Source organism: Xanthomonas sp. NCPPB 1062 (genome assembly GCF_041481705.2).
Classification (GTDB): Bacteria; Pseudomonadota; Gammaproteobacteria; order Xanthomonadales; family Xanthomonadaceae; genus Xanthomonas; species Xanthomonas euvesicatoria.
In genome coordinates this window covers 1,518,095-1,542,537 of the sequence record NZ_CM192987.1, presented here as the reverse complement: position 1 = coordinate 1,542,537, position 24,443 = coordinate 1,518,095, and the positions used below count along the sequence as shown (strand labels likewise).

The window sequence follows — 24,443 nt, the reverse complement described above, 5'->3', positions numbered from 1 at the left end:
AATCGTTCCGGACTGCAGCGCGAAGCGCAGGACCTGGCTCATTGCGCCTCGGGGCGGCTGACCGCCGGCTGGCGCGCTTCCCACGCTGCCAGGGCCTGGCGGTAACGCGTCAGCTCCTCGGCATACAGATCGTGCACGCACAGCGGGCAGCCGCTCTCACAGCATTCGTTGGGCGCAGGCGGCTGCGGGGCGATCGGGCGTGGGTCTGGGCGGGAAGCAGCGCTGTCGTGCATGCGGCCATTGTAGCGTGCGCATCGGACTCAGCCGGACATGCAGCCGGCTGGGGCGTAGGCTCAGCGCCCCAGCCGCCGGCGCAGATTGGCGCGCGCCGCGGTGTCGTAATGGGTATGGAAGTAGTCGCTCAGGAAGATGCGCGGCTGCTTGAGCACACCGGCCAGGAACCGGCGGCGATTGACCCGGAACAGCACGCTGGGCACGTGCCCGCGATACTCCTCGGCGATGGCCTGATCGTAGGCATCGAACACCGCTGCGGGCGCGGCCAGGATCGCCATGTCGCAGTCCAGGAACAGCGCGGCGTCTTCATCCACGTCCTGCGGCAGCACGTGCCCGTGCCGAGCCGTGAGCAGGATCAGCGCCTGCACCCGCTCGACATCCACCCGCGCCTGCGGCCACCAGCGCGGGATGGCTTCGGCCGCCATCAGTGCCGATTGCGCCTCGTTGTCACTGCGTCCGGGCTGATACACCGCATCATGGAACAGCACCGCCAGCCAGACTTCTGTCGGCTGGCGCCAGCCCGGCCCGGCCGCGACCTCGGCGTAGTGCTGCAGCACCGCGCGAACGTGGCCGAAGTGGTGGTAAGCGCGCGGCGGGGCGGCATAGGCCTGTTCGAGCGCGGCCAGGTGGTCGGCCTGCAATGGCAATGGCGTGGCGATGTCCATGTCCGCAGGCTACCGCGTACGCGCGGCCATGCACATCAGCGCAGCGACCAGCGGCCTTCGATCTGGTAGCGCGACTGGCCAAGAAAGCTGCGCACCAGCGCGAAATCGCGCACGGTCCAGGCTAGCGCATCGCAGCGCCGCTGCGGCACCGCCTGATTGCAGTACAGCAGCGTCATGTGCGGCGTGTATTGCGCGTCGCCGGCAATGCCCACATGCGCCAGCTGCCTTCCCAATGCGCCCTGCAGCTCGTAAAGCCCGCGCACCTGCTCTTCGCCACGCAGCACGCAGGGAAGTTGCGAGCGCCTGCCGCCGAAGGTGCCGACGCGATCGAACTCCACCTCGAACGCGTCCATCTGCACGCGCGTCGCGGCCTGGCTGGCGCGGCTCACCAACGATGGCGGCAGACCACCGGCGTAATCGCCCAGATGATGCAGGGTCACATGCAGCCGTTCGCGCGCAAGCGCCTTGCCTTGGGCGTGCCCGCCTTGCAACAGGCGGTCGGCAATGCGCGCTGCATGCTCGGCAGTGGACGCATCGGCCATCACCGCGAAAAACAGACGTTCGGTGGTCTTCTCTTCTCCAAGCCCGAGCGACAGCTGTGCCTCGGCCGACGACAGGTACAGGAACTGTTGCTTCATGGGTGGATGCCGCGACCGCGCAACGCGGGCCTGCCTGAAGAAGGGCGGCGGATACTAGCAGACCCAACGCGTGCCGGACATGCCGGCATGCATGCGCGGGTGTGGAACCTCTTGCATTGCGTGGAACTGCGATTGCGGCCTTGCGCCATGCATGCGCGCCTGCGGCGACACACAAAGAAACGGGCAGCATGCGCTGCCCGTTTCCGCCTTTATCGTCTTACTCCGGAGCTGCATCGGATCGGTGACGATGCACTCGGTTCAACGCGCAGCTTATGCGGCGCTCTTCATCGCATGCTTGCGGTTGCGCATGACGTCATGGCAAGCGCGTACCTCAGGCAGCAGGCGCAGCGCGGCTTCGCGTGCAGCGGCCGGGGTGTCCTGGTCGGCGATGGTCTCGTCGAACGCCTTCAACAGACGGTCTTCGGACTCTTCCAACTCGGCCACATAGCCGTACTTGGTGTCGCCCAGGGTTGCGCGAACCTTGCCGTAGAACTGCTGCATGCTGCCCACCATGGTGCCGTGCTGTTCCGGCGTGCCACCGGCGGCGGCGACCACACTGCTCAGGCTGCTGACGATGTCGGTCTTGACGCCGGCGATGCGGCGGAACAGCGTCGCGAGCTCCGCGTCGCCCACCTTGGCCGCGGCTTCTTCGTAGAAGTCCTTGCCGTCGCGCGAGATGGCGATGAGGTCGTTGAGGCTATGCTCAGTTTTGCTCTGAATGCTCATGTGTGGCTCCTTGTTTGGATGGACCGACGCCGCGCGGTGCGATGACTGCGCGTGCGGCGGGTTGAGTCAATCGATGGGTTGATTGCAGTGCCGTCGCGTTGTGTACGGCCTCATCCTCGAGTCGCCCGCATAATCGATATGTGAGCGATGCGGGCATCGTCCTCACGCCATCATGCAGGCGATGAATTGCAATTCATCCATGCCAACAGCGGGTCAAGATCACTTCGGCTGGCGGCTAGCCCACATGTTGTCGACCAGATTCGGATACGGCCGCCCCGCCTCTTCGGCGCGCTGCTTGGCGGCTGCTTTTTGCGCATCGGTCAACGGTGTCGACTTCGCCTTGCCCTTGGGATTGGAGCGCTTCCACGGCGGTGGAGTGAACTCGTTCATGGCACTGTTCGGTCCGCTTGATGGAACGCGAAGTCTCGCCGGCGCCCCGTGAGATGGCTGTCGTGATGGCACATGGGCCGTGCGAATCGCTGCATGGCGGCGCAAGCTGCCACCGGAGCGAAACGGCGCCGCGGGCGCTTGACGCATTGCGGCACCGGCAACTCAGCAATTCGTCAGCACTGCACGTTGCCGATGGCGTTCCTGCCACACCGCCGCTGCATAGACCAGCAACCCGCCGAGCGCGGTGGCCGCGCCGACGTAGCCGGTGGAGGTCCAACCCCAGCCTGCCGTGATCGCCATGCCGCCCAGCCATGGACCCAATGCATTGGCCGTATTGAACGCTGCATGGTTGGACGCTGCGGCCAGGGTCTGCGCTTCTGCCGCCACGTCCATCAAGCGCGTCTGTAAGGCCGGCGCCAACGCCCCCATGGTGCCGACCGCCACGATCGAGACGAACACCCACACGCCTGACTGCGCTGCCAGCGGAAACGTCAACATCACCACCACCGACCACAGCAGCAACACCGGTACGGCGCGGAACTGCATGCGATCGAACAACCAACCGCCCAGGATGCTTCCCAGCACCCCGCCCACGCCGAATGCCACCATCGCCAACGGGATGCGCGCTGCGGTCACGCCGGTCACAGCAGTCAAGGTCGGCGCAAGGTAACTGAAGACGCAGAACATGCCGGAAAAACCCACCGCCCCGATCGCCAACGCCAGCCACACCTGCGGCTGATTGAACGCGCGCAATTCGCGCAGCGGCTGCTGGCGCGGCTCCTCCGGCTGCGGCGGCAACAGGACCGCCACAGCGGCGACCGTGCCCAGCGCAATCACCGACACCGACGCATAGGCCCAGCGCCAGCTCACGATTTGCCCCAGCCAGGTTGCCAGCGGGTTGCCCACCAGCAGCGCAACGCTCAGACCCAACAACACGCGCCCCACTGCAGTGGCACGTTGATTGGGCGGGCTGATCGATGCGGCCACCAGCGACGCGACGCCGAAGTAGGCGCCATGCGGCAGTCCGGCGATAAAGCGGCACAGCAGCATGGCGTGGTAGCTCGGTGCCAATGCGCTGGCCACGTTGCCCAGCGCATAGAACACCATCAACAGCAGCAACAAGGTGCGCCGCGGCCAGCGCGCGCCCAGGATCGCCAGCAAGGGCGCACCCACCACCACGCCCAACGCATACGCGCTGATGACGTGACCGACCTGCGGCTCGGTGATCTGCAGGCCCTGCGCAATCTGCGTCATCAGGCCCATGGTGGAGAATTCGCTGATGCCGATCGCAAAGCCGCCCATCGCCAGCGCAAGCAGGATCAGCACGTAATCGCGCCGGGACACGCGTGGCGAAGAAAGGTCGGTATCGGTCATGCCCGACTCCAGAGTGGCGGGCGGTCTATTATTGTGCAATGCAGCAGAGCAGGAAAGCGCGACACCAGGGGCGGTTCAGTGCCAGCGCCCACTCCATCACAGTTGCAGCGCATTCGACGCGACAGGGACGCTGTGTCCTATCTGCGTCGCTCGAATCTGCTTGAGTCCGCCACCATCGCTACCGGGCACCGCGATCGGCGCGGCGTCGCGCTTGGCGCGTGATCAATTTCGACTGGTTGCTGATGTCCAAATCCACACAATCCCCCTTGTTCTCGCCGGTGCGCCTGGGCGCGCTGGAGCTTGCCAACCGCGTGATCATGGCCCCGCTGACGCGCAATCGCGCGGTCGCCGGCCAGGTGCCCTCGCCGCTTGCCGCTGAGTATTACGGCCAGCGCGCCACCGCCGGCCTGATCGTGGCCGAAGGCACCCAGATCAGTCCGCTGGGCCAGGGTTACCTCGATACGCCCGGCATCTACACCAAGGAACAAATCGAGGGCTGGCGCGCCGTCACTGACGAAGTGCATCGCCGCGGCGGCAAGATCGTGCTGCAGCTGTGGCACGTTGGCCGCGTCTCGCACACCAGTGTGCTGCCGCCGGGCGAAGTGCCGGTTGCGCCCAGCGCCATTCGCGCCGAAGGCAAGACCTTCACCAAGAACGGATTCGAGGACGTGTCCGAGCCGCGCGCGCTGGCATTGGATGAAATCCCCGGCTTGATCGAGGACTACCGCATCGCGGCGCGCAACGCGATCGATGCCGGCTTCGACGGCGTGGAAGTGCATGCGGCCAACGGCTATTTGTTGGACCAGTTCCTGCGCGACAGCTCCAACCAGCGCACCGATGCCTACGGTGGCGATATCGAAAACCGTACCCGCCTGCTTGCCGAAGTGGTGCAGGCGATTGCCGATGAAATCGGCGCCGAGCGCACCGGCGTGCGCTTGTCGCCGGTGACCCCGGTGTACGGCGCGCACGACTCCGACCCGCAGCCGCTGTTCGAACGTGCGGTCGAGCGCCTGAACCTGATCGGCGGGCTGGCCTTCGTGCACGTGATCGAGGGCGCCACCGGCGGCCCGCGCGACAACATCGCCTTCGACTATGCCGCGCTGCGCGCCAAGTTCGACGGCGCCTGGATCGCCAACAACGGCTACGACCGCGGCATGTCCGAACAGGCCATCAGCAGCGGCTACGCCGATGCGATCGCGTATGGCCGCCCGTTCATCGCCAATCCGGACCTGGTGCGTCGCCTGCGCGAGAACGCGCCGCTGGCCGAGATCGACCAGGCCACCATGTACGGCGGCGGTGCCAAGGGTTACACCGACTACCCCGCTTTGCCGGAGTAATCGCCTGATCGGCCGCTGACCACGCGACCGCACCTGCCGGCTGGCACGGTGCGGTTGCCGTGGGTGACGCCGATGCACTGCATGCCTGCTGTTGGCCGATAAGCAGCGACCGGTCTTGCATGCGCGCCGCTGGCCATGCGGCCGCTCGGTGATTGCCAGGCGGACCGCTGCCGGCATCCTGCGCATCGCCTGCGCGCACCTGGTCGTGCGTTATTGGCATCGAGTTTTTTGCCGGTTGCCATGCGCGCCCGACACTCGTCACCCTGCATCATCTGATCCGCAACGCCACCCCATCACCACACGTGATTTCGCAGCGGCGCATGCGCGCTTACCGTCGCGATTGCCAGTACGCCAACGCTGCCGATGATGCAGCTATCTCATTGCCAAGGCTCTCGCGCATGCGACAGGGCTGCATGGTGGCGGCGGTGTATCCGCGCGATTAGCGCAACGGGCCTGCACTGCCCTATCCGCAGGTGCGCTGCGCATTGGGGCGAGCGCGCCCCGGCTTCCGCCAACGCACACTGCCGCGCCACTGGGTCACCGCGCTTACGCCTTGCGCAGGAAACAGGTCTTCAACACCAGGCCCTTGATCTTTTCCGAGTTGCCCTCGATGTGCTCGGCATCGTCTTCGACCAGGCGAATGTTGCGGATCACCGTGCCCTGCTTGAGCGGGATCGAAGAGCCCTTGACCTTGAGATCCTTGATCACGGTCACCGTGTCGCCGGCCTGCAGCACGTTGCCGTTGCTGTCGCGCACCACCGTCGTGTCTGCCGCGGCATCGCCTGCGCTCCATTCGAAGCCGCAGTCGGCGCAGATCGACATCGCGCCATCGGCATAGGTATTTTCCAGTCCGCATTGCGGACAGGCGGGGACGGTAGGCATGCAATTCCTTGATCGAAGCGGGCGTGGATTGTAGCCGCCCGGGTGCGCGATCACGCACCCGGCACGGGGATGGGGCGATAGTGCGGCGCTTGTCGAATGCCCCGCAGGTCGCGCGTGTCCAATCAGCCAGTGTCCACTCCCCCGCGCACAACGCCGCCCTCCCCTCACACCCAACAAAGCGAACCCGCCGCCAGCGACAATGGCCCAGGCAAGCCCAAGGGTTCGCACGTGGTGGTGTACGTGGCACTGGCGGGCAATCTGGCCATTGCCGTGGCCAAGTTCATCGCCGCCGGCATTTCCGGCAGCTCGGCCATGCTCAGCGAAGGCGTGCATTCGCTGGTGGACACCGTCAACGAAGTGCTGCTGCTGTATGGCTTGCGCCGCGCTGCGCAGCCGCCCACCCCGACCCATCCGTTCGGTTACGGGCGCGAGCTGTATTTCTGGAGTTTCATCGTCGCCCTGCTGGTCTTCGCGATGGGTGCAGGCGTGTCGCTGTACGAAGGCATCGTGCATTTACGCAACCCCGAGCCGGCCAAGAGCCATCTGATTGCCTACTGCGTGCTCGGCGTATCGATCGTGTTCGAAGGCATTTCATGGGTGGTGGCGGTGCGCGAATTTCGCTCCAAGAAAGGCCGCATGGGCTATTTCCAGGCATTTCGCCAGAGCAAGGACCCCACCACCTTCACCGTGTTGCTGGAAGACAGCGCTGCGTTGATCGGCCTGCTGATGGCACTGCTCGGCCTGGCCGGAGCGCAATTGTTCGACATGCCCGAACTCGACGGCATCGCCTCGATCGGCATTGCCGGCGTGCTGGCGTTTACCGCGTTCCTGCTGGCGCGCGAAACCAAGGGCCTGCTGATCGGCGAGCCGGCGCATGCGCATGTTACCGACTCGCTGCTGCGCATTGCCGCCAGCGACCCGGACGTGCGTGCGGCCAATGGCGTGCTCACCATGCAAATGGGCCCCAACCAGGTGGTGGCGGCGTTGAGCGCCGAGTTCGAAGACAGCCGCACCACACCGCAGATCGAGGCCTGCGTCGGGCGGATCGAAGCCGCTGCCAAGCAGCAACATCCCGAGCTCACCGCACTGTTCATCAAGCCGCAGACCCCGGAAACCTGGCGTGCACGGCGTGCGCAGATCGAGAGCGGAGCAGCGCCGGACTGAGGGAGACCGAAGCGTGCGGCATGCAGATGTCGTGAAGCATGCCCGTGGGTCACCGCGTCGCTGCGCGTTGGTCCATTGCGCGCTGCAGACGGTCGGCCCAACGCACTCCACGCTCCACTCCGTCTTCGCGCTGAGGCAGCCGGCGCGAGCCTGGTCGTGGCGGTCGTGCCGCCAAGCTGATCCCCGCCTCAACCGCAAACCTGGCTGCGGTTGCATGATCCGGTGCGATTGCCTACGGTGTGCGTGCGGCACCTCTTCGCATCGTGAATCAGCCGATGCATTCCCCTCGATCACCCATTCATGGAGGTTTCCAATGGAAATCAGCCAGGGTCGCGTTGCGACCATCCACTACACCCTTTCCGACGACAACGGCCAAGTGCTTGACCGCTCCACGCCCGATACTCCGCTGAGTTATCTGCATGGCGCCGGCAACATCGTGCCCGGCCTGGAGCAGGCACTGGAAGGCAAGCGGCTGGGCGATACGCTCACCGCCGACGTCGTGCCCGAACAGGGCTATGGCCCGCGCCACGAGCAGCTCATCCAGCAGGTGCCGCGCGATGCGTTTCCGACCGATGTCGACGTGGTACCCGGCGTGCAGTTCGAGGCGCGCACGCAGCAAGGCCCGGTCCTGGTCACCGTGACCGCGGTTGGCCCCGATCAGGTCACCGTGGACGGCAACCACCCGCTCGCCGGGCAAACCCTGCACTTCGCGGTCGAGGTGGTGGCAGTGCGCGAGGCCACCACGCAGGAATTGAACGACGGTCACGTGGCCGAGCTGGCCGCCTGACCCGGCGCGCGCCGCGCGCCCTCCTGGCTGCGGCGCGGGCCAGTGCGCAACACAGCGCTCGCGCTGGGCCATGGCGTCACCGACGCTGCCGATCTCGACGGCAGGTGCGGCGGGCGTAGTAAAGTGCGCGGCCCGCTCCCAGGCCTGTCTGCATGAAACTCGGCATCGACTTCGGTACCAGCAACTCCGCCGCCGCGGCGATCGTCGATGGGCAAGTGGTGCCGGTGCGCTTCGGCGAGGCCTTGCAGTTCCGCACCACGGTGTATTTTCCCGAGATCATGCGCGACCCGGACGATTTCAGCCTGACGCCAGCGCTGGAGTACGAGGTTGAGCGGCTCATTGACTCGGGCCGCCGCGATGCATTGGCCGCCGGCCGCACCCCCAACACCGACCGCCTGCGCCGCGATGCGATCCGCATCGTGCGGCGGCAGTGGATGGAAGAGCAGGTGCGTGAGCCACGCAGTTCCGCCGCCCTGCTGCAAAACGCCGTCTACGGCGACGAAGCGCTGGATGCGTATTTTCTCGAAGGCGAAGGCAGCCTGGTGCAAAGCCCCAAGTCGATGCTGGGCTACAACCTGCATCCGCGCGCACGCCAGACCATTACCGGCATCGCCACCCATGTGCTGGAACACATCCGGCTGACTGCCTCGCGCCAGTTCGACATCAACATCCGTCACGCCACGCTGGGCCGGCCGGTGCAATTTCGCAGTTCGATCGGTGAGGCCGGCAATGCGCAGGCGCTGGAGATCCTGCAGACCGCCGCGATCGCCGCCGGTTTCGACAGCGTGGACTTTCTCGAAGAACCTGCAGCGGCGGCGATGCATTACCACGTCAGCCATGACAGCCGCCACGACACCGTGGTGGTGGATATCGGCGGCGGCACCACCGACATTGCCCATGCCAGCGTCGGTGGCAGCGCTGCGCCGCAGGTACACCGTGCCTGGGGCATCGCGCGTGGCGGCACCGATATCGATCTGGCGTTGAGCCTGGCGGCCTACATGCCCCTGTTCGGCCGCGGCATCACGCGCGTGCCCACCCACCATTACGTGGAGGCGGCGATGGTGCAAGACATGACGCGACAGCGCGAATTCCGCCTGCACAAGTACCAGGACGTGCCCGCCCCCTTCGACAAGCGCCTGCAGGCCCTGCAGGACACCGGCAACACCGCGCGCCTGTATCGCGGCGTGGAAACCTGCAAGATCGCGCTCAGCGAGCTGGATCGGCACCAGGCCGCGCTCGACTTCATTGAGCGCGGCCTGGGCGTGGAGGTGCACGCCGATGCATTGGTTGCGTCCGCTTCCAGTTATCTGGCCGAACTGGCAGGCCTGCTGGCACAGGTGCGCGCCGACATGGCCGCCGCACCGACGACGGTGTTCCTCACCGGCGGCATGTCGCGGGCGGGCTACATCCGCGAGACCGTGGCCGCTGCGTTCCCCGAATCGCGCCTGGTGCATGGCGATCCGTCATTCGGTGTGGTCCAGGGACTGGCCTGGGCTGCCGCGCAGGTAGCCCACTCGTCGGACGATTAACACGCACTGCAACGTCATCCCCTATAATGGGCGGTTGCTGCTCGACGCTCAGCCGTCTTGCCTGCAACGGCACGTACACCGTGCCGCCGCGACGGCGCACCGAACGCCGCCGCACTCTCGACACCGCTTCCGCGCGCGCCACCCTAGCCGCACGCGGTGTCACCGCACTTCCCCGCTACAGGAGGCCACATGGCACGTCCCGCGACCAAGCAGAAATCCCAGCCCAGCATCGCTCGCAGCGAAGGTAAGTCGCAGCCGCTCAGTCGTGAGCGCATCGCTGCCGACATCGCCGCGTTCCGCAAGACCGGCGGCCGGATCGAAGTGCTCACCACCAACTTCGGCCCGGCGCGCAACGACGGCGACAAGAGCGCCTAACGCCACCAACACCGCGGCAGGTTGCAATGCATGTTGCCGCGAAGTTGGATTGTTGTATCAACGTGCCACCGCAAGGTGGCATGTTTGTGTCTGGCGTCCGCCGATGTCATTCATACGCATCGCGCAGGACTGCAACTCCAATGCGACCTCGTGTCGCTTCTGGCGATGACCCGCACAATGACTTCGCACAGGCCGCCGATGCGTGGCAACCGAACGCTGCGGACGCGTCGGCGCCTTGCGCTGCATCCGCGCAAAACTCCAGGCGTGTACCCACGACTCCATCTGCATGCGCGCGTAGGCATGCATTGAACGCATGCAACGTGCCGCACTTCTGCATTCGCAGACGAGCATGCATTCACTTTGCACACCGACAGCGCAGAGTTGGCCCGTTACAATGGATTCCCCTTTGATTCTGCACGCCGTGATGTCTGCCTCCGATGCGTTGCCCGCCATGATCCGCAGCCTGTTGCCCCATTGGAATCCCGAATGGCTGGCGATTGCGGTACCGACGGTCAAGATCGTGCTGATCCTGGCAGTTGCCGCGTTGGTCCGCCTGCTGCTCCGGCAGTTGCTGCGGCGGCTGTGCACGCGTTACAGCGTGCCCGCCGAAATGATGATCGGCATCCGCCGCGTCGGCAGCTTCGTCATTTCGGTCAGTGCCTTGCTGATGGTGCTACGGGTCATCGGCGTCTCGGGCGGCACGTTGTGGACCGCATTCACCGGGTTCGCAGCCGTCGGCGCAGTGGCGTTCTTCGCTGCATGGAGCGTGCTGTCCAATATCTTCTGCACATTCCTGATCATCACCACGCGGCCATTTCGCCTGCACGATCACATCGAGGTTCTCGAAGGCGGCGACAAGCCCGGCTTGAAGGGACGTGTGATCGATATCAACGTGATCTACACCACGCTGGAAGAAACCGGCGAGCGTGCCGGCAGCGTACTGCAAGTTCCCAACAGCCTGTTTTTCCAGCGCACGACGCGTCGCTGGCGCGAGACCGGCAGCTTCAACGCCAACTAGGCGCAAGGCCAAGACGCGGTACTGCGGCGAGTTCGCCAGTGGCAGAACCCATACACGGCGATATCGGCAAGCGGCAACCTTCGACGACCGCAGCAGGCTCCACTGCGGCGCACGCTTGCGATAGCGGCGCCGTCTGCGGGGATTGCAGTCGCGGTCGCATCGCGGGCATGAACCATCAGCCACTCAACGCAGCTGACTGTCCTTGCTGCCGCGACGGTTGTAGCCGCTTTGCCCAGCCTGCTCCAGGTCATGCGCCTCTTGGCAGTGCACGCACAAGTGCACGCCGGGCACTGCCTTGCGGCGCGCCTCGGGAATCGGTGCCTCGCACTCTTCGCAGTGCGTCAGGCTCGGGCCGTGATGCAACTGACTCCGCGCGCGCTTGATCGCATCGTCGACAGTGGCATCGATCTGGTCCTGTACCGCTCCATCACCCGCCCATCCGGTCGCCATGATCGCCATACCTCGCTGGTCTGGACACATATATGGTCACTCGCGCAGGCAAATCCAAGCCGCGTGTGCACAGTACGCTCAAGCTGGTTGAACTAGCATCAAATCAACACCGCCGGCCGCCGCGCGCGGCAGTGACCAGTACTCCGCCATCCGCACCCACGAAGGAACAGCAATGGAACAGCCCGTCCACCCGTTTTCCGAACTCTTCGCCCAGCTTGGCCTGCCGTCCGACGAAGCCAGCATTCGCAGCTTCATTGCCGAGCACTCCCCGCTGCCGGGCGATATGCGCCTGGAAGAAGCGCCGTTCTGGACGCCTGCCCAATCCCAGCTATTGCGTGAAGAACGCCTCGACGATGCCGACTGGATCGTGACCATCGATCAGCTCAATATCGCCCTGCATACCACTGCCGACGATACCGGCGTTTGAGCCAGGCGCGCGCTCGCGTGCGCCACGCTTGAGATCGCCTGCAGCTGACATGCTTGCCAGCGCATTGGTGAAAAAAAGGAGCGGCCAATGGGCCGCTCCTTTGCATCGCAGGCAGGACAGCGGGCAGCCACGCGCGTGCCCGGCCGTGCAACCTGCGTCAGGTCACTTTCTTGGCAATCGTCATGCCCAGCACGAACAGCACGATGGCGATGATGATGCCCGCCCAGAACAGGAACTTGGCGATACCCATCGCCGCGCCGGCCATGCCGCCGAAGCCCAGCGCACCGGCGATCAAGCCGATAATTGCGAAAATAATGGCCCACTTGATCATGATGTTGTCTCCTCATCGGCACCGTGCCGTTGTTCGATCGTGTGCTTGCGGCGCAGCGCCGCAGAACATGCACCGCACGCTACCGATTCGAATGTGCCGCACTCGTGAATACGCCTGACACACACTGCAATACACGCGTTGCATTCAGAGAGGAAGCGCCGTGTCCACGCGAGCGCACGCGCCCCTGGAGGGATCATCGCAGCTGCGCGCGGGGCCGTCCTTGCACGACGAAACACCACATGCGCATGGCATCGTGCAAGCCGCACTGGGCGCAACAGATGCACGCGCTTGCCACGTCGACTCTCAGCGCGCATGCGCGACTGGTTCGTAGTCACGCATCTGCACGGATGGATTGGTCAGTGGCCGACACATCGGCGATCATGCGCGCCTGCCCGCGACAGATCGCCATGGACACTCTTCGCTACCTCACCGGCTACCCGCCCGCCGTCCTGGATCAGGTGCGCGAGCTGATCGCCCAGGACAAACTCGCCACCGTACTGGCGCGACGCTACCCCGACCGGCACGCGATCCGCACCGATCGCCATCTCTACGAGTACGTCAAGGCGATGAAGGAGCGCTACATGCGCTCATCGCCGACCCTGCACAAGGCGACGTACGACAATCATCTGCACGTGGTCAAGCACGCCCTGGGCACGCATACGGCGATCTCCCGCGTGCACGGCGGCCGCCTGAAGGCCAGCCGCGAGATCCGCATCGCATCGGTGTTTCGCGACGCGCCGGAGCCGTTCTTGCAGATGATCGTGGCGCACGAACTGGCGCACCTGAAGGAGGCCGATCACAACAAGGCCTTCTACCAGCTCTGCAACCACATAACCCCGGACTACCATCAGCTGGAATTCGATCTGCGCCTGTATCTGACGCAATTAGCCCTGTCTGCCGATCGCTGAGCGTGCAGGACACGCGCAGGACTTGGCGCGGCTGACCGAACCACTGCGCTCACCGACAGGCGGGCGCGCACGCCGCCGGTGCCCGGAATCGGCAAGTCTCCTTCGCACACTCTCGTACACTGCAGTTCCGAGCGCGCCGCCCACCTCCACCTGACGACCGCTCGCCACGTGGTGTTGACCACTTTAGGATGCGCGCATGCAGCCCTCCTCTCTTGCAGACCTCACCCGCGCGGCGCAACGCCAGCAACCCGGCGCGATCAACGCGCTGGCCCAGGCGCTGGTGCGTGCCGGCCAACCGGAAGAAGCGCTTGCCTGGTATTTGCGCAGCGCGGCCGCCGGCGATGCCCTGGCGCAGATCGAAGCCGGGCGCATGCGGGCCTATGGCGTCGGTTGCGAGGTGGACGTCGGTCAGGCGCGTGCGCACTGGGAGCTGGCCGAGCGGCAGGGCGCGGCAGCAGCACGCTATTTGCTGGCGACCCTGGCTGTGGGAGAGCAGCCGCTGACCCTGGCCGGCACTGCGCAGGATCGACTGCAGTCGGCAGCCAATGCCGACTACCCGCCAGCACTACGCGCCATCGCCATCCAGCACGGACGTGTGGCGCATCCGGAGCGGCAACGGCAGTGCGTCGCCTTGCTGGAACGCGCGGCGGCCGGCGGCGATGCCGTGTCGGCCGCCCTGTTGGCCGAGCGCCTGCTGCGCGGCGAAGGCGTGCCGCCCCAGCCCGATGCCGCTGCACAGCTCTTGCAGCAGTTGCAGCCCCTGGGCATGACCGCGCTACCGCCGGTGGACGTCGCGCCGCCGGACCCCGCAGACGACACCGCCGGTTACCGCATCGCATTCGCGCCGCGTGTTGGCCCGGTGCGACGCCACACAGCCCCACGCATCGAAGAATATGCCGCAGTCCTGTCGGCCGACGAATGCCGCTTGCTCATGCTGCTGGCGCGACCGCATCTGCGTGCCTCGAAGGTGATCGATCCCAACGATGCCAGCACCGGGCGCGCGCCGGTCCGCACCAGCCACGGCGCGACATTGGACCCCATCATCGAAGACTTCGCCGCGCGTGCCGCACAGTCGCGGTTGGCGGCCTGCGCGCAGCTCCCGCTCGCCCACGCAGAACCACTCTCGGTGTTGTGTTACGCACCGGGCGAGCAGTACCGCGCGCACCGTGACTACCTGCCGCCCGGAACGATCGCCGCCGACCGCCCCACCGCCGGCAACCGCCAGCGCACCGTCTGCGTCTATCTCAACGACGTCGGCGCCGGTGGCGAGACCGAATTCCCGGTCGCCGGCGTTCGCGTGCGGCCACGTCCCGGCACACTGGTCTGCTTCGACAACCTGCATGCCGATGGCCGCCCGGACGCCGATTCGCTGCACGCCGGCCTGCCGGTCACGGCAGGCAGCAAATGGTTGGGGACGCTGTGGTTCCGCCAGCAACGCTACCGGGATTGGTGAACAGATTCATACACACCCCCCTGCCGACGTGGTTTAAAATGTTGCAGCGCGACGTGATCGGACAGGATCTGCAAACGTCGCGTTTTTTGTTTCCCACGGCACGGGTGCACGCCCGGCTTCAGGGAAGGCACATCACGCAGCCCCGCGGAGCCTTCGATGCTTTTCGAAACCCTCGATACCACCGGCCACGAGCAGGTGATTTTCTGTCACAACCGCGACGCCGGGCTCAAGGCGATCATCGCCCTGCACAGCACGCGCCTTGGGCCAGCGTTGGGTGGCGTGCGGATGCGCCCCTATGCCAGTAGCGAGGCGGCACTCAACGACGCGCTGCGGCTGAGCCGCACCATGACCTACAAGAACGCCCTGGCCGGCCTGAATGTCGGCGGCGGCAAGGCGGTCATCATCGGCGACCCTCGGACCGACAAGACCGAAGCGCTGTTCCGCGCGTTCGGCCGGTTCGTCGATACCCTCGGCGGGCGCTACATCACCTCCGAGGACGTCGGCACGGACGTCAATGACATGGAGCAGATCTACCTGGAAAGCGAGTACGTCACCGGTGTGCACCAGGTGCACCGCGGCTCCGGCGACCCTGCCCCGTTCACGGCCTACGGCGCCCTGCAGGCACTGATGGCCTCGCTCAACCGCAAGCTCGGCCACGAAGAAGTCGGCAAGGCCAGCATTGCGATCCAGGGGCTGGGCCATATCGGCATGGAGTTGGTGAAGCTGCTCAAGGAGCGCGGCGCAAAACTCTATGTGGCCGACCTGAATCAGGCGCTGGTGGACCGCGCAGTGGCCGAATACGGCGCAGAAGCGGTGCGCCCGGATGAAATCCATCAGGTATCGGCCGACGTATTTGCTCCCTGCGCGCTGGAAGGCGCCATCAACGAAGACACGCTGCCGCAGCTCAAGGCCAAGATCATCTGCGGCACCGCCAACAACCAGCTTGCCAGCGCCGCCATCGGCGAAGAGCTGCACCGGCGCGGCATTTTGTATGCACCCGATTACGTGGTGAATGCCGGTGGGGTGATGAATGTGTCGCTGGAGATCGACGGCTACAACCGTGAGCGTGCGATGCGGCTGATCCGCAGCATCTATCACAACCTGGAAAAGGTCTTCGATCTATCCACGCAGCTGGACGTTTCGCCGCAGCAGGCGGCCGATCAGATTGCCGAAGCGCGCATTGAGGCCATCAGCAAACTCAAGCTGCCGCTGGGTCGTACTGCGCCGCGCTTCCTGCACAAACTACGCGGCGAGTAACTGGCAACAGATAGATTGGGCGTAGCGATCAGCGCAGTACGAGATTGCCGCTGAAAACGCCACGCCCGGGCATTGCGCCCGGGCGTCATGCACGCCGATCAGAAATCGGCGCTGTACTTCAGGCTAAACGCACGGTCGTCGCCGCGCTCGCCCACCCGCTGGTCGTAACCGAAACGCAGCTGGCTCTGCTGGCCAAGCGGTGCTGCAGCGGTGATGCCGAACAGACCACCCGAACGTGCCGGTTGCATGCCACGCAGCGGTGCCCACGCATCCACCCCCACGAAGCTGGCATCCAGCGTCAAGCCATCGCTGCTCAGCGCCTGCTGCCATTCCGCATAGCCGCCCAGCTGGATACCGCGCCAGCGATACGCCGATCGCACACCGGCGAGCGCCTGCGTGCGCGATGACGTACTCGCGTCGGCACGCAAGCCGAAGCCATCGCCGCCGCTTTCGCGGAAACCGTCGCTGCGCAAACGCACGTAATCCAGGCCCATATACGGCGTCAGGCTTGCATGCGCGCCACCCAGGCGGTACCCGGTTTCCAGATTGCTGCTGAGGTAACTGCCGCTGTAGTCGCTGAAGGCGCTGCTGCGGTCTTCGCCCAGCTGCAGGATGCGCTCGATCTGCCGATTGACGTTGCCAAAGCCCACTTGGCCCAGCGTGTACGCAGCGCCCAATGTCGTGCCCCAATACAGCTGCGCCTGCACCTGACGATCGCGCCCGCGTGCCCCATCCAGGTCGCCCAGGCTGCTGGAGCGCGTTTCGCCGAACGCAAAACCGGTGGCCGCACCGGAAGCCAGACGCACATCGTTGCCCATCATCCAGCCGGAGGTGGCAAAGCCCGAAGTGGTTGCACCGCCCTCGCCCGGCCCGCCGAGTGCCCGTTGCCAGTTGCCCAACAGACGCGGCTGTTGCGAGAGCCCATCGAAATGCGCTGCCAGCGCGCGGCGACCCAGATCGATGGTGTCGAAGGTCATCGCCGCAGAGTCGGCATGCGCACGGCCGGACAGGCTGCGCAGCGAATCCGCCGCGACCTTGGCGGTTGGCGATTGTTGCAAGGCAGCTGCAGCGCGAATGAAGCCGCCGCTGAGCGCACCATTGCCCTGGAACTGCTGCGCATCGACCTGCTGGAACGCCTGCTCGACGCGGATGGCCGAATCCATCGACGCGGTGCCGATCGCGCCCAGCGACGCAGCGACCGCGGTGACATCCATGCGCTGCAGCGACACATACGCGGTGTTGGCGTCGTAACTGCGCGTGGCGCTCAGAAAGGTCACCGCCGGCCCGCTGCTCAGCGTGTCGAATGTGCCTTGCAAGCCATTGGTCGCCTGCAGCACCGCGTAGGTCGTGTTGTTGGCGACATAGTCGCGCCGACCGAGCAATTGCAGGTCGCCGGCGATGGTCGCCGTGCCCGCGACATTCAACCGGTCACCCACATTCAGTGCCAGGCGACCATTGCTGGCCTGCGTGTAGTTGCCGGCAATGGAGGCGGTCGCGCCGTTGACCTGCAAGGTTCCGGCGTTGTCGACCCGACCACCGATGTTGCCCGCGCCAACCAGGCGCGCGCCATTGGCGACGCTCACCCGCGCACTCTGCAAACTGGCGGTCTGCAAGGTGCCGCCAAGGACCTGGGTGTCGCCGCTAAAGGTATTGGCCGTGCTGCTCAATACCAAGGTGCCGGTGCCGCGCTTGGTCAGGCCGCCGGTGCCACTGATGTCGTTGGCCCAAGTCGAACGCAAGGTCGTGACATTGACATCCACCGTGCCCCAATCAAAGCGTGCCGGCCCCAATACTGCCTTGCCGACGTTGAGCAGGCCGTAGCCGAAGACCGGATCCACGCCAGCAGCCCCCAAGTCGGTGGCGGTTCCCAGCAAGGTCTGGCGCACCAGATCATTGTTGAAATACGGAAATGCCTGCCACACCAGCGCAGCCGCACCGGAGACCAGCGGCGCTGCGAACGAGGTGCCGCTGCCGTAGAAATAACGGATGTTGCCGGCAGTGGCGTCCGGGTCGATGAACAGCGAAGTGCCTGGCGCGACCAGGCAGTAGCGCATCGCCACACCACAGGCGTTGGAGTACGACGCCAGTTGCGTCGGGTTGGCGGTATCCAGCGCGCCGACCACCAACCAACCGCGCTCCAGATCGGCCGCCGGTAGCGTCCCGTTCGGGCCAGGCTGACTGGGCAGCGCCGCCGTATCGGAGGGCTGCGAGCGCGATTCATTGCCCGACGCGAACACCACCAGCCCATCGTTGCTGAGGATGAAAGGGCGGTATTCCTGGGCAATCTGATTGGTCACCGTCGGGTCGTTCCAATACAGGCCGCCCCACGAATTGTTCATGATGCGCACACCGGCACTGATCAGATCGGCATGCACCGGCCCCAGACCGAGCGGTCCATCGACCTCGTTGCCGTCGCCGCTGCCGTCATCGTCCGGCGCACGGTCGCTGATGATGCGCGCAGACACCAGGCCCGCACCCGGCGCGATGCCGCCGGGCCATTGCCCGACCGCACGCCCGGCGGCCAGCTCGGCCACCACGGTCCCGTGCCCGACCACATCGCCCACTGCGGTGTTGTTGGTGCGTGGATCCACATAGATGAAGCTGTCGCTGACGCGTCCCTGCAACGCCGGATGATTGGCATTGATGCCGGTATCGATGACACCGATGCGGTACCCCGCGCCGGTAAAGCCAAGCGCCTGAGCCGCACGCGCGTTGGTCAGCGCCAGATGCGCATCGATCGCCGGCTCCGGCGTCGTTGGCGTTGTCACCGGTGGCGGCGGTGATGTTGGCGGCGGAGGCGGTGGTGGCGAGGTCACCGGCGGTGCGGCCGGGGTGCTTGGACGGATACCACCTCCGCCACCACCACCGCCACACGCGGTCAACGCAACAGCCAGCGCCGAGGCCAGCACGGTCCTGGCGACGTCTTGCTTCTTCATTGGTGTTCTCCCCGAACCCATTCCATGGATGGGGCCCAATCGGGCCCGAATAACGCTTTGCTTACTTTAATCGGAAAGCGTGCGCGTGGGGCGCGTGCTGGCGCGGCGCCGCCATGAGGCAGATAATCGTTTCACTTTAAACGGTATCTGCTCATGTCCGACATCGTCATCGTTGCTGCCAAACGTACTGCCATCGGCTCGTTCCTCGGCCAATTCAACGCGGTGCCGGCACCCACGCTTGCCGCGGCTGCCATCCGGGGGGCGCTCGCGCAATCGGGTATCGCGCCTGCCGATATTTCCGAAGTCATCGTCGGCTGTGTGCTGCCGGCCAATCTCGGCCAGGCACCTGCGCGCCAGGCCGCGATTGCCGCAGGCATTCCAACCTCGACCGGCGCCACCACCATCAACAAGGTGTGCGGCTCGGGCATGAAGGCGATCATGTTGGGGCACGACCTGATCAAGGCCGGCTCGGCCAGCATCGTGGTGGCCGGCGGCATGGAGTCGATGAGCAATGCCCCGCATCTGCTGCCCAACTCGCGCACCGGCAACCGCTACGGCAATTTTCAGGCGGTCGATCACATGGCCTGGGACGGTCTGACCAATCCGTATGACGGCCAGGCCATGGGCGTGTTCGGCGAAGCCACTGCGGAGAAGTTCGGCTTCAGCCGCGCCGACCAGGATGCGTTCGCCATCGCCTCGGTGGAACGCGCGCAGGCGGCGCAGCGCAGCGGCGCGTTTGCCGACGAAATCGTGCCGGTGACGGTGACCACGCGCAAGGGCGACGTCGTCGTCGACAGCGATGAGCAGCCGGGCAAGTCCGACGTGGCCAAGATTCCGACGCTGAAGCCAGCCTTCAAGAAAGACGGCAGCGTGACCGCGGCCAGTTCCTCGAGTATTTCCGATGGAGCGGCAATCACCGTGCTAATGAGCGCGGACGACGCGCAACGCCGTGGCGTGACGCCGCTGGCACGCATCGTTGGCCACGTCACCCACGCTCAGGAACCGGAGTGGTTCACCACCGCACCGGTCGCTGCGATCCAGTCGCTGGTCAGCAAGCTCGGCTGGCGATTGGACGATGTGGATCTGTTCGAAATCAACGAAGCCTTCGCCGTCGTGGCGATGGCGCCAATCAAGCAACTTGGCATCGCGCACGACAAGGTCAATGTGCATGGCGGCGCCTGCGCACTGGGCCATCCGATCGGCGCATCCGGCGCGCGTTTGGTGGTGACATTGGTGAACGCGTTGCGCAGCCGCGGAGGCAAGCGCGGAATCGCAACGCTATGCATCGGCGGCGGCGAAGCGACCGCCATCGCTATCGAATTGATTTAATTATATTTAACGGCGATTTTGCAAAACTGAATGCGCGCGCGCTTGACACTCGTCTTGTGGCCGTCATCATGTCGGGGGCGCGCAATAGCGCGTTGCCTAATCTAACGACGAGGATTGAAACAATGACCATCAACAAGCTGCTGATCGCAATGGCTCTGGGCCTGGCCCTGACCGCTTGCTCGAAGCCGGAACAGGCTCAGGACGCTGCTGCTTCGGCTAACGAAGCTGCTGCCGACGCTCAGACCGCTGCCGACCAGGCTGCTGCCTCGGGCTCGCAGTCGGCTGACGCCGCTCAGGCTGCTGCCAACACCGCTGCTGCTTCGGCCGACACCGCTGCTGACGCTGCTCAGGCTGCTTCCGGCGCCGCAACCGACGCTGCTGCTGACCAGGCTGCCGACGCTGCCAAGACGGCTGAAGACACCGCCAAGGCTGCTAAGGACACCGCAGAAGAAGCCAAGAAGTAATCACTTCTTGACTCCAAGCGAGTTCGGAAAAAGCCGCTGGTTTCCAGCGGCTTTTTCTTTGTCTGCCAATCAAAGCCTCGCACACCGTGACAGCAGCAAGGACACGAACAACCTGCACGATTGCGTCTGTCTCCCCGGCGGCTGAATGGCCAGCGACGCATTGACGCAGACTGCATCGCCTCCTGCATAAGCTCCGGCTTCCAACACCGGAACAGGAACAGGACCACCCATGAAGACGATCCGCATGCTGTCGTTGAGCACCATCGCCGCCCTCACCCTTGCTGCCTGTCAGGGCCCGGATGCCGAGCAGGCGCGCCGCGATGCCGCTTCTGCCGCCAAGCACGCCGCCGCCGCGACCGAACAGGCCGCCGACCGTGCGGCAGTGGAAGCGAAGGCCGCAACTGCCGATGCACGCGTGGCTGCGCGCGAGTTGGCCGCAGACGCCAGCCGCGCCACCGCCAATGCGGCCGATGCCACTGCCGACAAGACGCGCGAAATGGCCAACAAGGCCGAACAGAACGCCGACAAGCACGACGCCGACCACGCGCAGCACTGAGTCGCTCCCCTCTCGCAGCACCCGCAACGCGCCGGCCATGTGCCGGCGCGCTTGTCTCGGCCGACGGGTGGCTCGTGTTGTCGAGGCCGGCAGGCTAGCATTCGCATATGTCCTCTTCTTTTACGTCGCGCCGGCGCAACCAGCTGGCGCTGATTTTTTCTGCGCTGATCTTCGTCGTCATCGGAATCGGCATCTTCGTCGGTGCCCGCCGTTCGCTGGCCGACGCTGCGCTGGTGTCGCACACCCACGAGGTGATCGGGCGGGTGGACGAGATCCAGGCGCGCGTGCTCGATGCCGAATCGGCGCAGCGCGGCTTCCTGCTCACCGGCAACGACGCCTACCTGCTGGACTACCAGACCAGTGTCGAACGTCTGCCGATCCTGCTGGACAACCTGCGCCGCCTGATCGTCGACAACCCCGCACAGGAGCAGCACCTGGCGCAGTTGCAACGGCTGGTGGAAACCCGCCTGCGGCAGATTCAGCACGTGCTCGACCTCTATGCGCAAGGTGGGCTGGAGCCGGCACGTGCCGACATCCGGCAGAGCGCATTCCGCACTACCAGCGCCATCCGCGAGCAGGCATTGACGATGGTGCAGCGCGAACAGGAGCTGCTGGCACAACGCGCGCGAAGCAGCGAACAAAGCGCCAACCTGTTGCTGGCACTGGCATTGGCCGGCATTCCGTTCGGGCTGTTGGTGGTGGGCATGGTCTATGCGCTGTTGATGCGCGAACTGCGCCACCGCGCGCAGGCAGAACAGCTGGCGGCGCAGGCCAATCGCGAGTTGGGCGAGAGCATCGAGGCACTGCAGCGCAGTACCGCCGATCTCAACCTGCTCAGCCGTTACACCGGCCTGCTGCAGAGCTGCATCAGTGCCGAAGAAGCGTTGATGGTCAGCAGCCGTACCCTGGCCGGCCTGCTGCCGGGCGTGGCGGGAAGCGTGTACCTGCTGCGCGCCTCGCAGGACCGCGCCGAGGCGATCAGCCACTGGGGCGAGCCGCTGGTGCGCAGCGCGCCGCATCTGTCGCCCGAGCAGTGCTGGGCGCTGCGCCGCGGCCAGCCGCATATCGTCCAAGACCTGGGCCGGGATGCGCTGTGTGCGCATATCGAAGAACCCGCACACGATGCATCCGTCACCACCGCGTGCCTGCCGATGTCGGCGCAAGGCACCCAGCTCGGGTTTCTGTTCCTGTCTGCCGCCGGCCCGGGGCCGATGCCGCGGCTGGAAATCGCCGAGGCGGCCGCCGAACAGTTGTCGTTGGCGCTGAGCAACCTGCGTCTGCGCGAGTCGCTGCGCCGGCAGTCGATCCGCGATGCGCTGACGGGGCTGTATAACCGCCGCTATCTGGAAGAATCGCTGAGCCACGAGTTGGCGCGGTGCGCACGGCGTGGTCTGCCGTTGTCGGTCTTGATGCTGGACGTGGACCATTTCAAGCAGTTCAACGACAGCCAGGGCCATGCCGGCGGCGACCTGTTGCTGGCAGCGGTGGGCGAATTGCTGCTGACCCGCCTGCGCGCCGAGGACGTGGCATGCCGCTACGGCGGTGAGGAATTCACCGTCCTTCTGCCCGAAGCCGATGGCGAAGAAGCCATGCGCGTGGCCGAGCAGATTCGCAGTTACATCGCCGCGCTGGCGGTCAGCGACGGTGCGCGCGCCTTGCCGAAGGTGACGGCCTCGATCGGCGTGGCCAGCTTCCCTGCCGATGGCGAACAGGGTGCGAGCCTGATCCAGAAAGCCGACGCAGCGCTGTATCGTGCCAAGCATGCTGGGCGCAACCGGGTCGAGCGATACGGTGCTGCTACGGACAGTGCGGACTGAAGGCAGCTGACAAGGCCACGGCGCGGCCGCCAGCCAGGCGCGGCTGCGCACGAAGCCGGGAGGTAGCACGCGGAGACTGTGGCCCTGGTGCGCCGCGCGCACCCACTTGACGGCTGCTCGCAGCGTTTGCCGACAGCTTCGTAACGCGCGCCGCCCATCCCGGTTTGCGGAGTCCGTCACACAAAAGATCCAGTTGCGCAGCGATAGTCGGCCTCGACCCCTAAAGCGAGGCAGTCCGATGTCGATGTGGCGCGATCAAGGTCCCAATAAGAAAGACGGCGTTCCGGTCACCCCCGAGGTTCCTGCGGCCGATGGCAGGCTCTTCACCGCCGAGGCCAGCCCCGCGCCGCCGGTGCCCGCCGCCGCAGCGCCCAGCGTCGCGCCGGCAGCTGTAGCCACGCAGCGTCACAGCGAAGCGAAAGAGTCGCTGATCGCTGCCGACATCAGCATCGAAGGCAAGATCGAAGGCGCCGGCCATGTGCGTCTGGCCGGCCGCTTCAAGGGCGATGTCAACGTCAAGGGCGATCTGACCATCGAACGCGGCGCCAAGCTCAATGGCGGCGTGCGCGCCAACAAGGTGATCATCGCCGGCGAGCTGGAGGGCAACATCGAATCTGCCGCGCAGGTCGAACTGCAGACGTCCGGTGTGTTGGTCGGCGACGTCAAGGCCGGCAGCCTCACGGTGGCCTCGGGTGCGCGCATGCGCGGCCAGGCCGATTTCGGCTGGGGCGATGATGGCGGCAAGCCGGTCACTGCCAGCAAGCCGGTGGTCAGCGGAGACAGCGACGCCACATGAGTGCACCTCGCCCGGGCACGCCCGGCGCCACGCGCAGCTGCCCGCACTGCAAGGCGACGATCCTGGAAAGCGCCAGCGTCTGCCCTGCGTGCAAGCACCACCTGCGCTTCGATTCGGCGGCTGCGCAACACGCGCAGCCGGCGCCGATCGTGCCGCTCAAGGTCGACGGCACCATCCGCCACCCGGCCGACGGCGATCCGTGGGAATACACGGTGGTGGTGGTGGTGCGTAACGGGAAGGGCGAGGAGATCCGTCGCCAGGTGGTCGATGTCGGCGCAATGCACGGCGGCGAAGAACGCGGCTTCACCCTGGCGGTGGAAGCGATCGCGGTGCGTTCGCCCGGGCGGCGTACGCGGCATTAAGAACAGCTGACAAAACGACTGCGCAACCGCCAGGCGGGCGCGGCCGTTGCTCAGAATCGGCATGTCCCACGCGTACACCGCGGTTCCTTCGTAGCGTCCACGCCACCTGACGGCCGCTCGCTACGTTTTGTTGGCCGCTCTGAGGCGTCCACGATCCACGCGGCTGCCAACACTAAACGCGCACTGCCGGACGAACGTGGCGGTGAGTTGATCGGCATGTGCCGTGCGTGCACCCGTA

26 protein-coding genes and 2 other RNA genes are annotated in these 24,443 nt (G+C 65.7%); 18 read left to right on the top strand and 10 right to left on the bottom strand.

The window, feature by feature from the left end; translation table 11 throughout:
* Positions 1–38 precede the first annotated feature (38 nt).
* The 6 genes from ACCQ16_RS06745 to ACCQ16_RS06720 all read right to left on the bottom strand — a co-directional run bounded on the left by ACCQ16_RS06745 (position 39) and on the right by ACCQ16_RS06720 (position 4,027).
* A complete protein-coding gene (locus ACCQ16_RS06745; protein ID WP_008578230.1) occupies positions 39–233 on the bottom strand; it encodes an oxidoreductase-like domain-containing protein in 195 nt (64 codons plus the stop codon).
* A gap of 60 nt (positions 234–293) precedes the next feature.
* The gene (locus ACCQ16_RS06740) at positions 294–899 is read right to left on the bottom strand and encodes an HD domain-containing protein (protein ID WP_031421811.1); all 606 of its coding nucleotides are present in this window, start codon (positions 897–899) and stop codon (positions 294–296) included.
* Positions 900–934: 35 nt separating this feature from the next.
* Complete coding sequence (gene thpR, locus ACCQ16_RS06735) at positions 935–1,537, bottom strand: RNA 2',3'-cyclic phosphodiesterase (RefSeq protein ID WP_008578228.1); 603 nt, start codon at positions 1,535–1,537, stop codon at positions 935–937.
* A 270-nt stretch (positions 1,538–1,807) separates the two neighbouring features.
* Positions 1,808–2,263 carry a PA2169 family four-helix-bundle protein gene (locus tag ACCQ16_RS06730; protein ID WP_014089716.1) on the bottom strand — a complete coding sequence of 152 codons (456 nt, stop codon included), beginning with the start codon at positions 2,261–2,263 and terminating at the stop codon, positions 1,808–1,810.
* A gap of 219 nt (positions 2,264–2,482) precedes the next feature.
* Complete coding sequence (locus ACCQ16_RS06725) at positions 2,483–2,653, bottom strand: hypothetical protein (protein ID WP_014089715.1); 171 nt, start codon at positions 2,651–2,653, stop codon at positions 2,483–2,485.
* A 162-nt stretch (positions 2,654–2,815) separates the two neighbouring features.
* Positions 2,816–4,027, bottom strand: a complete 1,212-nt coding sequence (locus tag ACCQ16_RS06720) for an MFS transporter (protein ID WP_008578225.1) — start codon at positions 4,025–4,027, stop codon at positions 2,816–2,818.
* Between the two features lie 218 nt (positions 4,028–4,245).
* Between ACCQ16_RS06720 and ACCQ16_RS06715 the strand changes: the two genes are divergently transcribed.
* Positions 4,246–5,364, top strand: coding sequence for an alkene reductase (locus tag ACCQ16_RS06715; RefSeq protein WP_031421809.1), 1,119 nt, complete (start codon positions 4,246–4,248; stop codon positions 5,362–5,364).
* A 546-nt stretch (positions 5,365–5,910) separates the two neighbouring features.
* Here ACCQ16_RS06715 and ACCQ16_RS06710 read toward each other — a convergent pair.
* The gene (locus ACCQ16_RS06710; protein WP_011346848.1) at positions 5,911–6,246 is read right to left on the bottom strand and encodes a zinc ribbon domain-containing protein YjdM; all 336 of its coding nucleotides are present in this window, start codon (positions 6,244–6,246) and stop codon (positions 5,911–5,913) included.
* A gap of 114 nt (positions 6,247–6,360) precedes the next feature.
* Here ACCQ16_RS06710 and ACCQ16_RS06705 point away from each other — a divergent pair, with 114 nt between their 5' ends.
* The 5 genes from ACCQ16_RS06705 to ACCQ16_RS06685 all read left to right on the top strand — a co-directional run bounded on the left by ACCQ16_RS06705 (position 6,361) and on the right by ACCQ16_RS06685 (position 11,119).
* Complete coding sequence (locus ACCQ16_RS06705; RefSeq protein WP_029818996.1) at positions 6,361–7,410, top strand: cation diffusion facilitator family transporter; 1,050 nt, start codon at positions 6,361–6,363, stop codon at positions 7,408–7,410.
* Between the two features lie 313 nt (positions 7,411–7,723).
* Complete coding sequence (locus ACCQ16_RS06700; RefSeq protein ID WP_014089711.1) at positions 7,724–8,197, top strand: FKBP-type peptidyl-prolyl cis-trans isomerase; 474 nt, start codon at positions 7,724–7,726, stop codon at positions 8,195–8,197.
* Between the two features lie 152 nt (positions 8,198–8,349).
* Entirely contained in the window at positions 8,350–9,726 is a 1,377-nt protein-coding gene (locus tag ACCQ16_RS06695; protein ID WP_277572867.1) for an Hsp70 family protein, read from the top strand.
* 189 nt (positions 9,727–9,915) lie between these two features.
* The gene (locus tag ACCQ16_RS06690; protein WP_008578219.1) at positions 9,916–10,101 is read left to right on the top strand and encodes a hypothetical protein; all 186 of its coding nucleotides are present in this window, start codon (positions 9,916–9,918) and stop codon (positions 10,099–10,101) included.
* 424 nt (positions 10,102–10,525) lie between these two features.
* The gene (locus tag ACCQ16_RS06685; RefSeq protein ID WP_209261007.1) at positions 10,526–11,119 is read left to right on the top strand and encodes a mechanosensitive ion channel family protein; all 594 of its coding nucleotides are present in this window, start codon (positions 10,526–10,528) and stop codon (positions 11,117–11,119) included.
* Between the two features lie 183 nt (positions 11,120–11,302).
* On the opposite strand, the gene ACCQ16_RS06680 is transcribed toward ACCQ16_RS06685, so the two are convergent.
* Positions 11,303–11,569 (bottom strand): DksA/TraR family C4-type zinc finger protein, encoded by a 267-nt coding sequence (locus ACCQ16_RS06680; protein ID WP_011346842.1) that lies wholly within the window; start codon positions 11,567–11,569, stop codon positions 11,303–11,305.
* 172 nt (positions 11,570–11,741) lie between these two features.
* Here ACCQ16_RS06680 and ACCQ16_RS06675 point away from each other — a divergent pair, with 172 nt between their 5' ends.
* Positions 11,742–11,996 (top strand): DUF2789 domain-containing protein, encoded by a 255-nt coding sequence (locus tag ACCQ16_RS06675; protein ID WP_008578215.1) that lies wholly within the window; start codon positions 11,742–11,744, stop codon positions 11,994–11,996.
* Between the two features lie 157 nt (positions 11,997–12,153).
* Here ACCQ16_RS06675 and ACCQ16_RS06670 read toward each other — a convergent pair whose 3' ends face one another.
* Entirely contained in the window at positions 12,154–12,327 is a 174-nt protein-coding gene (locus ACCQ16_RS06670) for a DUF1328 domain-containing protein (RefSeq protein ID WP_003489471.1), read from the bottom strand.
* 380 nt (positions 12,328–12,707) lie between these two features.
* Here ACCQ16_RS06670 and ACCQ16_RS06665 point away from each other — a divergent pair, with 380 nt between their 5' ends.
* The 4 genes from ACCQ16_RS06665 to ACCQ16_RS06650 all read left to right on the top strand — a co-directional run bounded on the left by ACCQ16_RS06665 (position 12,708) and on the right by ACCQ16_RS06650 (position 15,945).
* Positions 12,708–13,235 carry a YgjP-like metallopeptidase domain-containing protein gene (locus ACCQ16_RS06665; protein ID WP_372163336.1) on the top strand — a complete coding sequence of 176 codons (528 nt, stop codon included), beginning with the start codon at positions 12,708–12,710 and terminating at the stop codon, positions 13,233–13,235.
* Positions 13,236–13,337: 102 nt separating this feature from the next.
* Positions 13,338–13,415: non-coding RNA, sX9 sRNA (locus ACCQ16_RS06660), on the top strand.
* A 16-nt stretch (positions 13,416–13,431) separates the two neighbouring features.
* On the top strand, positions 13,432–14,688 hold the full coding sequence (locus ACCQ16_RS06655; RefSeq protein WP_277572866.1) for a 2OG-Fe(II) oxygenase: 1,257 nt from the start codon (positions 13,432–13,434) through the stop codon (positions 14,686–14,688).
* A 156-nt stretch (positions 14,689–14,844) separates the two neighbouring features.
* A complete protein-coding gene (locus ACCQ16_RS06650; RefSeq protein ID WP_005924809.1) occupies positions 14,845–15,945 on the top strand; it encodes a Glu/Leu/Phe/Val dehydrogenase dimerization domain-containing protein in 1,101 nt (366 codons plus the stop codon).
* A gap of 98 nt (positions 15,946–16,043) precedes the next feature.
* Here ACCQ16_RS06650 and ACCQ16_RS06645 read toward each other — a convergent pair whose 3' ends face one another.
* Positions 16,044–18,881: an autotransporter serine protease gene (locus ACCQ16_RS06645; RefSeq protein WP_277572865.1), complete on the bottom strand. Its 2,838-nt coding sequence runs from the start codon at positions 18,879–18,881 to the stop codon at positions 16,044–16,046.
* Positions 18,882–19,034: 153 nt separating this feature from the next.
* Between ACCQ16_RS06645 and ACCQ16_RS06640 the strand changes: the two genes are divergently transcribed.
* The 7 genes from ACCQ16_RS06640 to ACCQ16_RS06610 all read left to right on the top strand — a co-directional run bounded on the left by ACCQ16_RS06640 (position 19,035) and on the right by ACCQ16_RS06610 (position 24,341).
* Positions 19,035–20,210, top strand: a complete 1,176-nt coding sequence (locus ACCQ16_RS06640; protein WP_277572864.1) for a thiolase family protein — start codon at positions 19,035–19,037, stop codon at positions 20,208–20,210.
* A gap of 122 nt (positions 20,211–20,332) precedes the next feature.
* Entirely contained in the window at positions 20,333–20,674 is a 342-nt protein-coding gene (locus tag ACCQ16_RS06635; protein ID WP_003489455.1) for a hypothetical protein, read from the top strand.
* 229 nt (positions 20,675–20,903) lie between these two features.
* Positions 20,904–21,230, top strand: a complete 327-nt coding sequence (locus ACCQ16_RS06630; protein ID WP_041469509.1) for an XAC1346 family secretion chaperone — start codon at positions 20,904–20,906, stop codon at positions 21,228–21,230.
* A gap of 107 nt (positions 21,231–21,337) precedes the next feature.
* The gene (locus tag ACCQ16_RS06625) at positions 21,338–23,047 is read left to right on the top strand and encodes a diguanylate cyclase (protein WP_011346836.1); all 1,710 of its coding nucleotides are present in this window, start codon (positions 21,338–21,340) and stop codon (positions 23,045–23,047) included.
* Positions 23,048–23,285: 238 nt separating this feature from the next.
* Positions 23,286–23,843 carry a bactofilin family protein gene (locus ACCQ16_RS06620; protein ID WP_014089701.1) on the top strand — a complete coding sequence of 186 codons (558 nt, stop codon included), beginning with the start codon at positions 23,286–23,288 and terminating at the stop codon, positions 23,841–23,843.
* Positions 23,840–24,205 carry a hypothetical protein gene (locus ACCQ16_RS06615; protein WP_029818983.1) on the top strand — a complete coding sequence of 122 codons (366 nt, stop codon included), beginning with the start codon at positions 23,840–23,842 and terminating at the stop codon, positions 24,203–24,205. The genes ACCQ16_RS06620 and ACCQ16_RS06615 overlap by 4 nt, the downstream gene beginning before the upstream one ends.
* A gap of 61 nt (positions 24,206–24,266) precedes the next feature.
* Positions 24,267–24,341, top strand: a non-coding RNA gene (locus tag ACCQ16_RS06610) — sX9 sRNA.
* Positions 24,342–24,443 lie beyond the last annotated feature (102 nt).

Bases quoted from the DNA above. Each gene is read 5' to 3' on its own strand.
- ACCQ16_RS06745 (WP_008578230.1), bottom strand. From the start codon at position 233: ATGCACGACAGCGCTGCTTCCCGCCCAGACCCACGCCCGATCGCCCCG.
- ACCQ16_RS06740 (WP_031421811.1), bottom strand. From the start codon at position 899: ATGGACATCGCCACGCCATTGCCATTGCAGGCCGACCACCTGGCCGCG.
- thpR (WP_008578228.1), bottom strand. From the start codon at position 1,537: ATGAAGCAACAGTTCCTGTACCTGTCGTCGGCCGAGGCACAGCTGTCG.
- ACCQ16_RS06730 (WP_014089716.1), bottom strand. From the start codon at position 2,263: ATGAGCATTCAGAGCAAAACTGAGCATAGCCTCAACGACCTCATCGCC.
- ACCQ16_RS06725 (WP_014089715.1), bottom strand. From the start codon at position 2,653: ATGAACGAGTTCACTCCACCGCCGTGGAAGCGCTCCAATCCCAAGGGC.
- ACCQ16_RS06720 (WP_008578225.1), bottom strand. From the start codon at position 4,027: ATGACCGATACCGACCTTTCTTCGCCACGCGTGTCCCGGCGCGATTAC.
- ACCQ16_RS06710 (WP_011346848.1), bottom strand. From the start codon at position 6,246: ATGCCTACCGTCCCCGCCTGTCCGCAATGCGGACTGGAAAATACCTAT.
- ACCQ16_RS06700 (WP_014089711.1), top strand. From the start codon at position 7,724: ATGGAAATCAGCCAGGGTCGCGTTGCGACCATCCACTACACCCTTTCC.
- ACCQ16_RS06695 (WP_277572867.1), top strand. From the start codon at position 8,350: ATGAAACTCGGCATCGACTTCGGTACCAGCAACTCCGCCGCCGCGGCG.
- ACCQ16_RS06690 (WP_008578219.1), top strand. From the start codon at position 9,916: ATGGCACGTCCCGCGACCAAGCAGAAATCCCAGCCCAGCATCGCTCGC.
- ACCQ16_RS06685 (WP_209261007.1), top strand. From the start codon at position 10,526: ATGTCTGCCTCCGATGCGTTGCCCGCCATGATCCGCAGCCTGTTGCCC.
- ACCQ16_RS06680 (WP_011346842.1), bottom strand. From the start codon at position 11,569: ATGGCGACCGGATGGGCGGGTGATGGAGCGGTACAGGACCAGATCGAT.
- ACCQ16_RS06675 (WP_008578215.1), top strand. From the start codon at position 11,742: ATGGAACAGCCCGTCCACCCGTTTTCCGAACTCTTCGCCCAGCTTGGC.
- ACCQ16_RS06670 (WP_003489471.1), bottom strand. From the start codon at position 12,327: ATGATCAAGTGGGCCATTATTTTCGCAATTATCGGCTTGATCGCCGGT.
- ACCQ16_RS06665 (WP_372163336.1), top strand. From the start codon at position 12,708: ATGCGCGCCTGCCCGCGACAGATCGCCATGGACACTCTTCGCTACCTC.
- ACCQ16_RS06655 (WP_277572866.1), top strand. From the start codon at position 13,432: ATGCAGCCCTCCTCTCTTGCAGACCTCACCCGCGCGGCGCAACGCCAG.
- ACCQ16_RS06650 (WP_005924809.1), top strand. From the start codon at position 14,845: ATGCTTTTCGAAACCCTCGATACCACCGGCCACGAGCAGGTGATTTTC.
- ACCQ16_RS06645 (WP_277572865.1), bottom strand. From the start codon at position 18,881: ATGAAGAAGCAAGACGTCGCCAGGACCGTGCTGGCCTCGGCGCTGGCT.
- ACCQ16_RS06640 (WP_277572864.1), top strand. From the start codon at position 19,035: ATGTCCGACATCGTCATCGTTGCTGCCAAACGTACTGCCATCGGCTCG.
- ACCQ16_RS06635 (WP_003489455.1), top strand. From the start codon at position 20,333: ATGACCATCAACAAGCTGCTGATCGCAATGGCTCTGGGCCTGGCCCTG.
- ACCQ16_RS06630 (WP_041469509.1), top strand. From the start codon at position 20,904: ATGAAGACGATCCGCATGCTGTCGTTGAGCACCATCGCCGCCCTCACC.
- ACCQ16_RS06625 (WP_011346836.1), top strand. From the start codon at position 21,338: ATGTCCTCTTCTTTTACGTCGCGCCGGCGCAACCAGCTGGCGCTGATT.
- ACCQ16_RS06620 (WP_014089701.1), top strand. From the start codon at position 23,286: ATGTCGATGTGGCGCGATCAAGGTCCCAATAAGAAAGACGGCGTTCCG.
- ACCQ16_RS06615 (WP_029818983.1), top strand. From the start codon at position 23,840: ATGAGTGCACCTCGCCCGGGCACGCCCGGCGCCACGCGCAGCTGCCCG.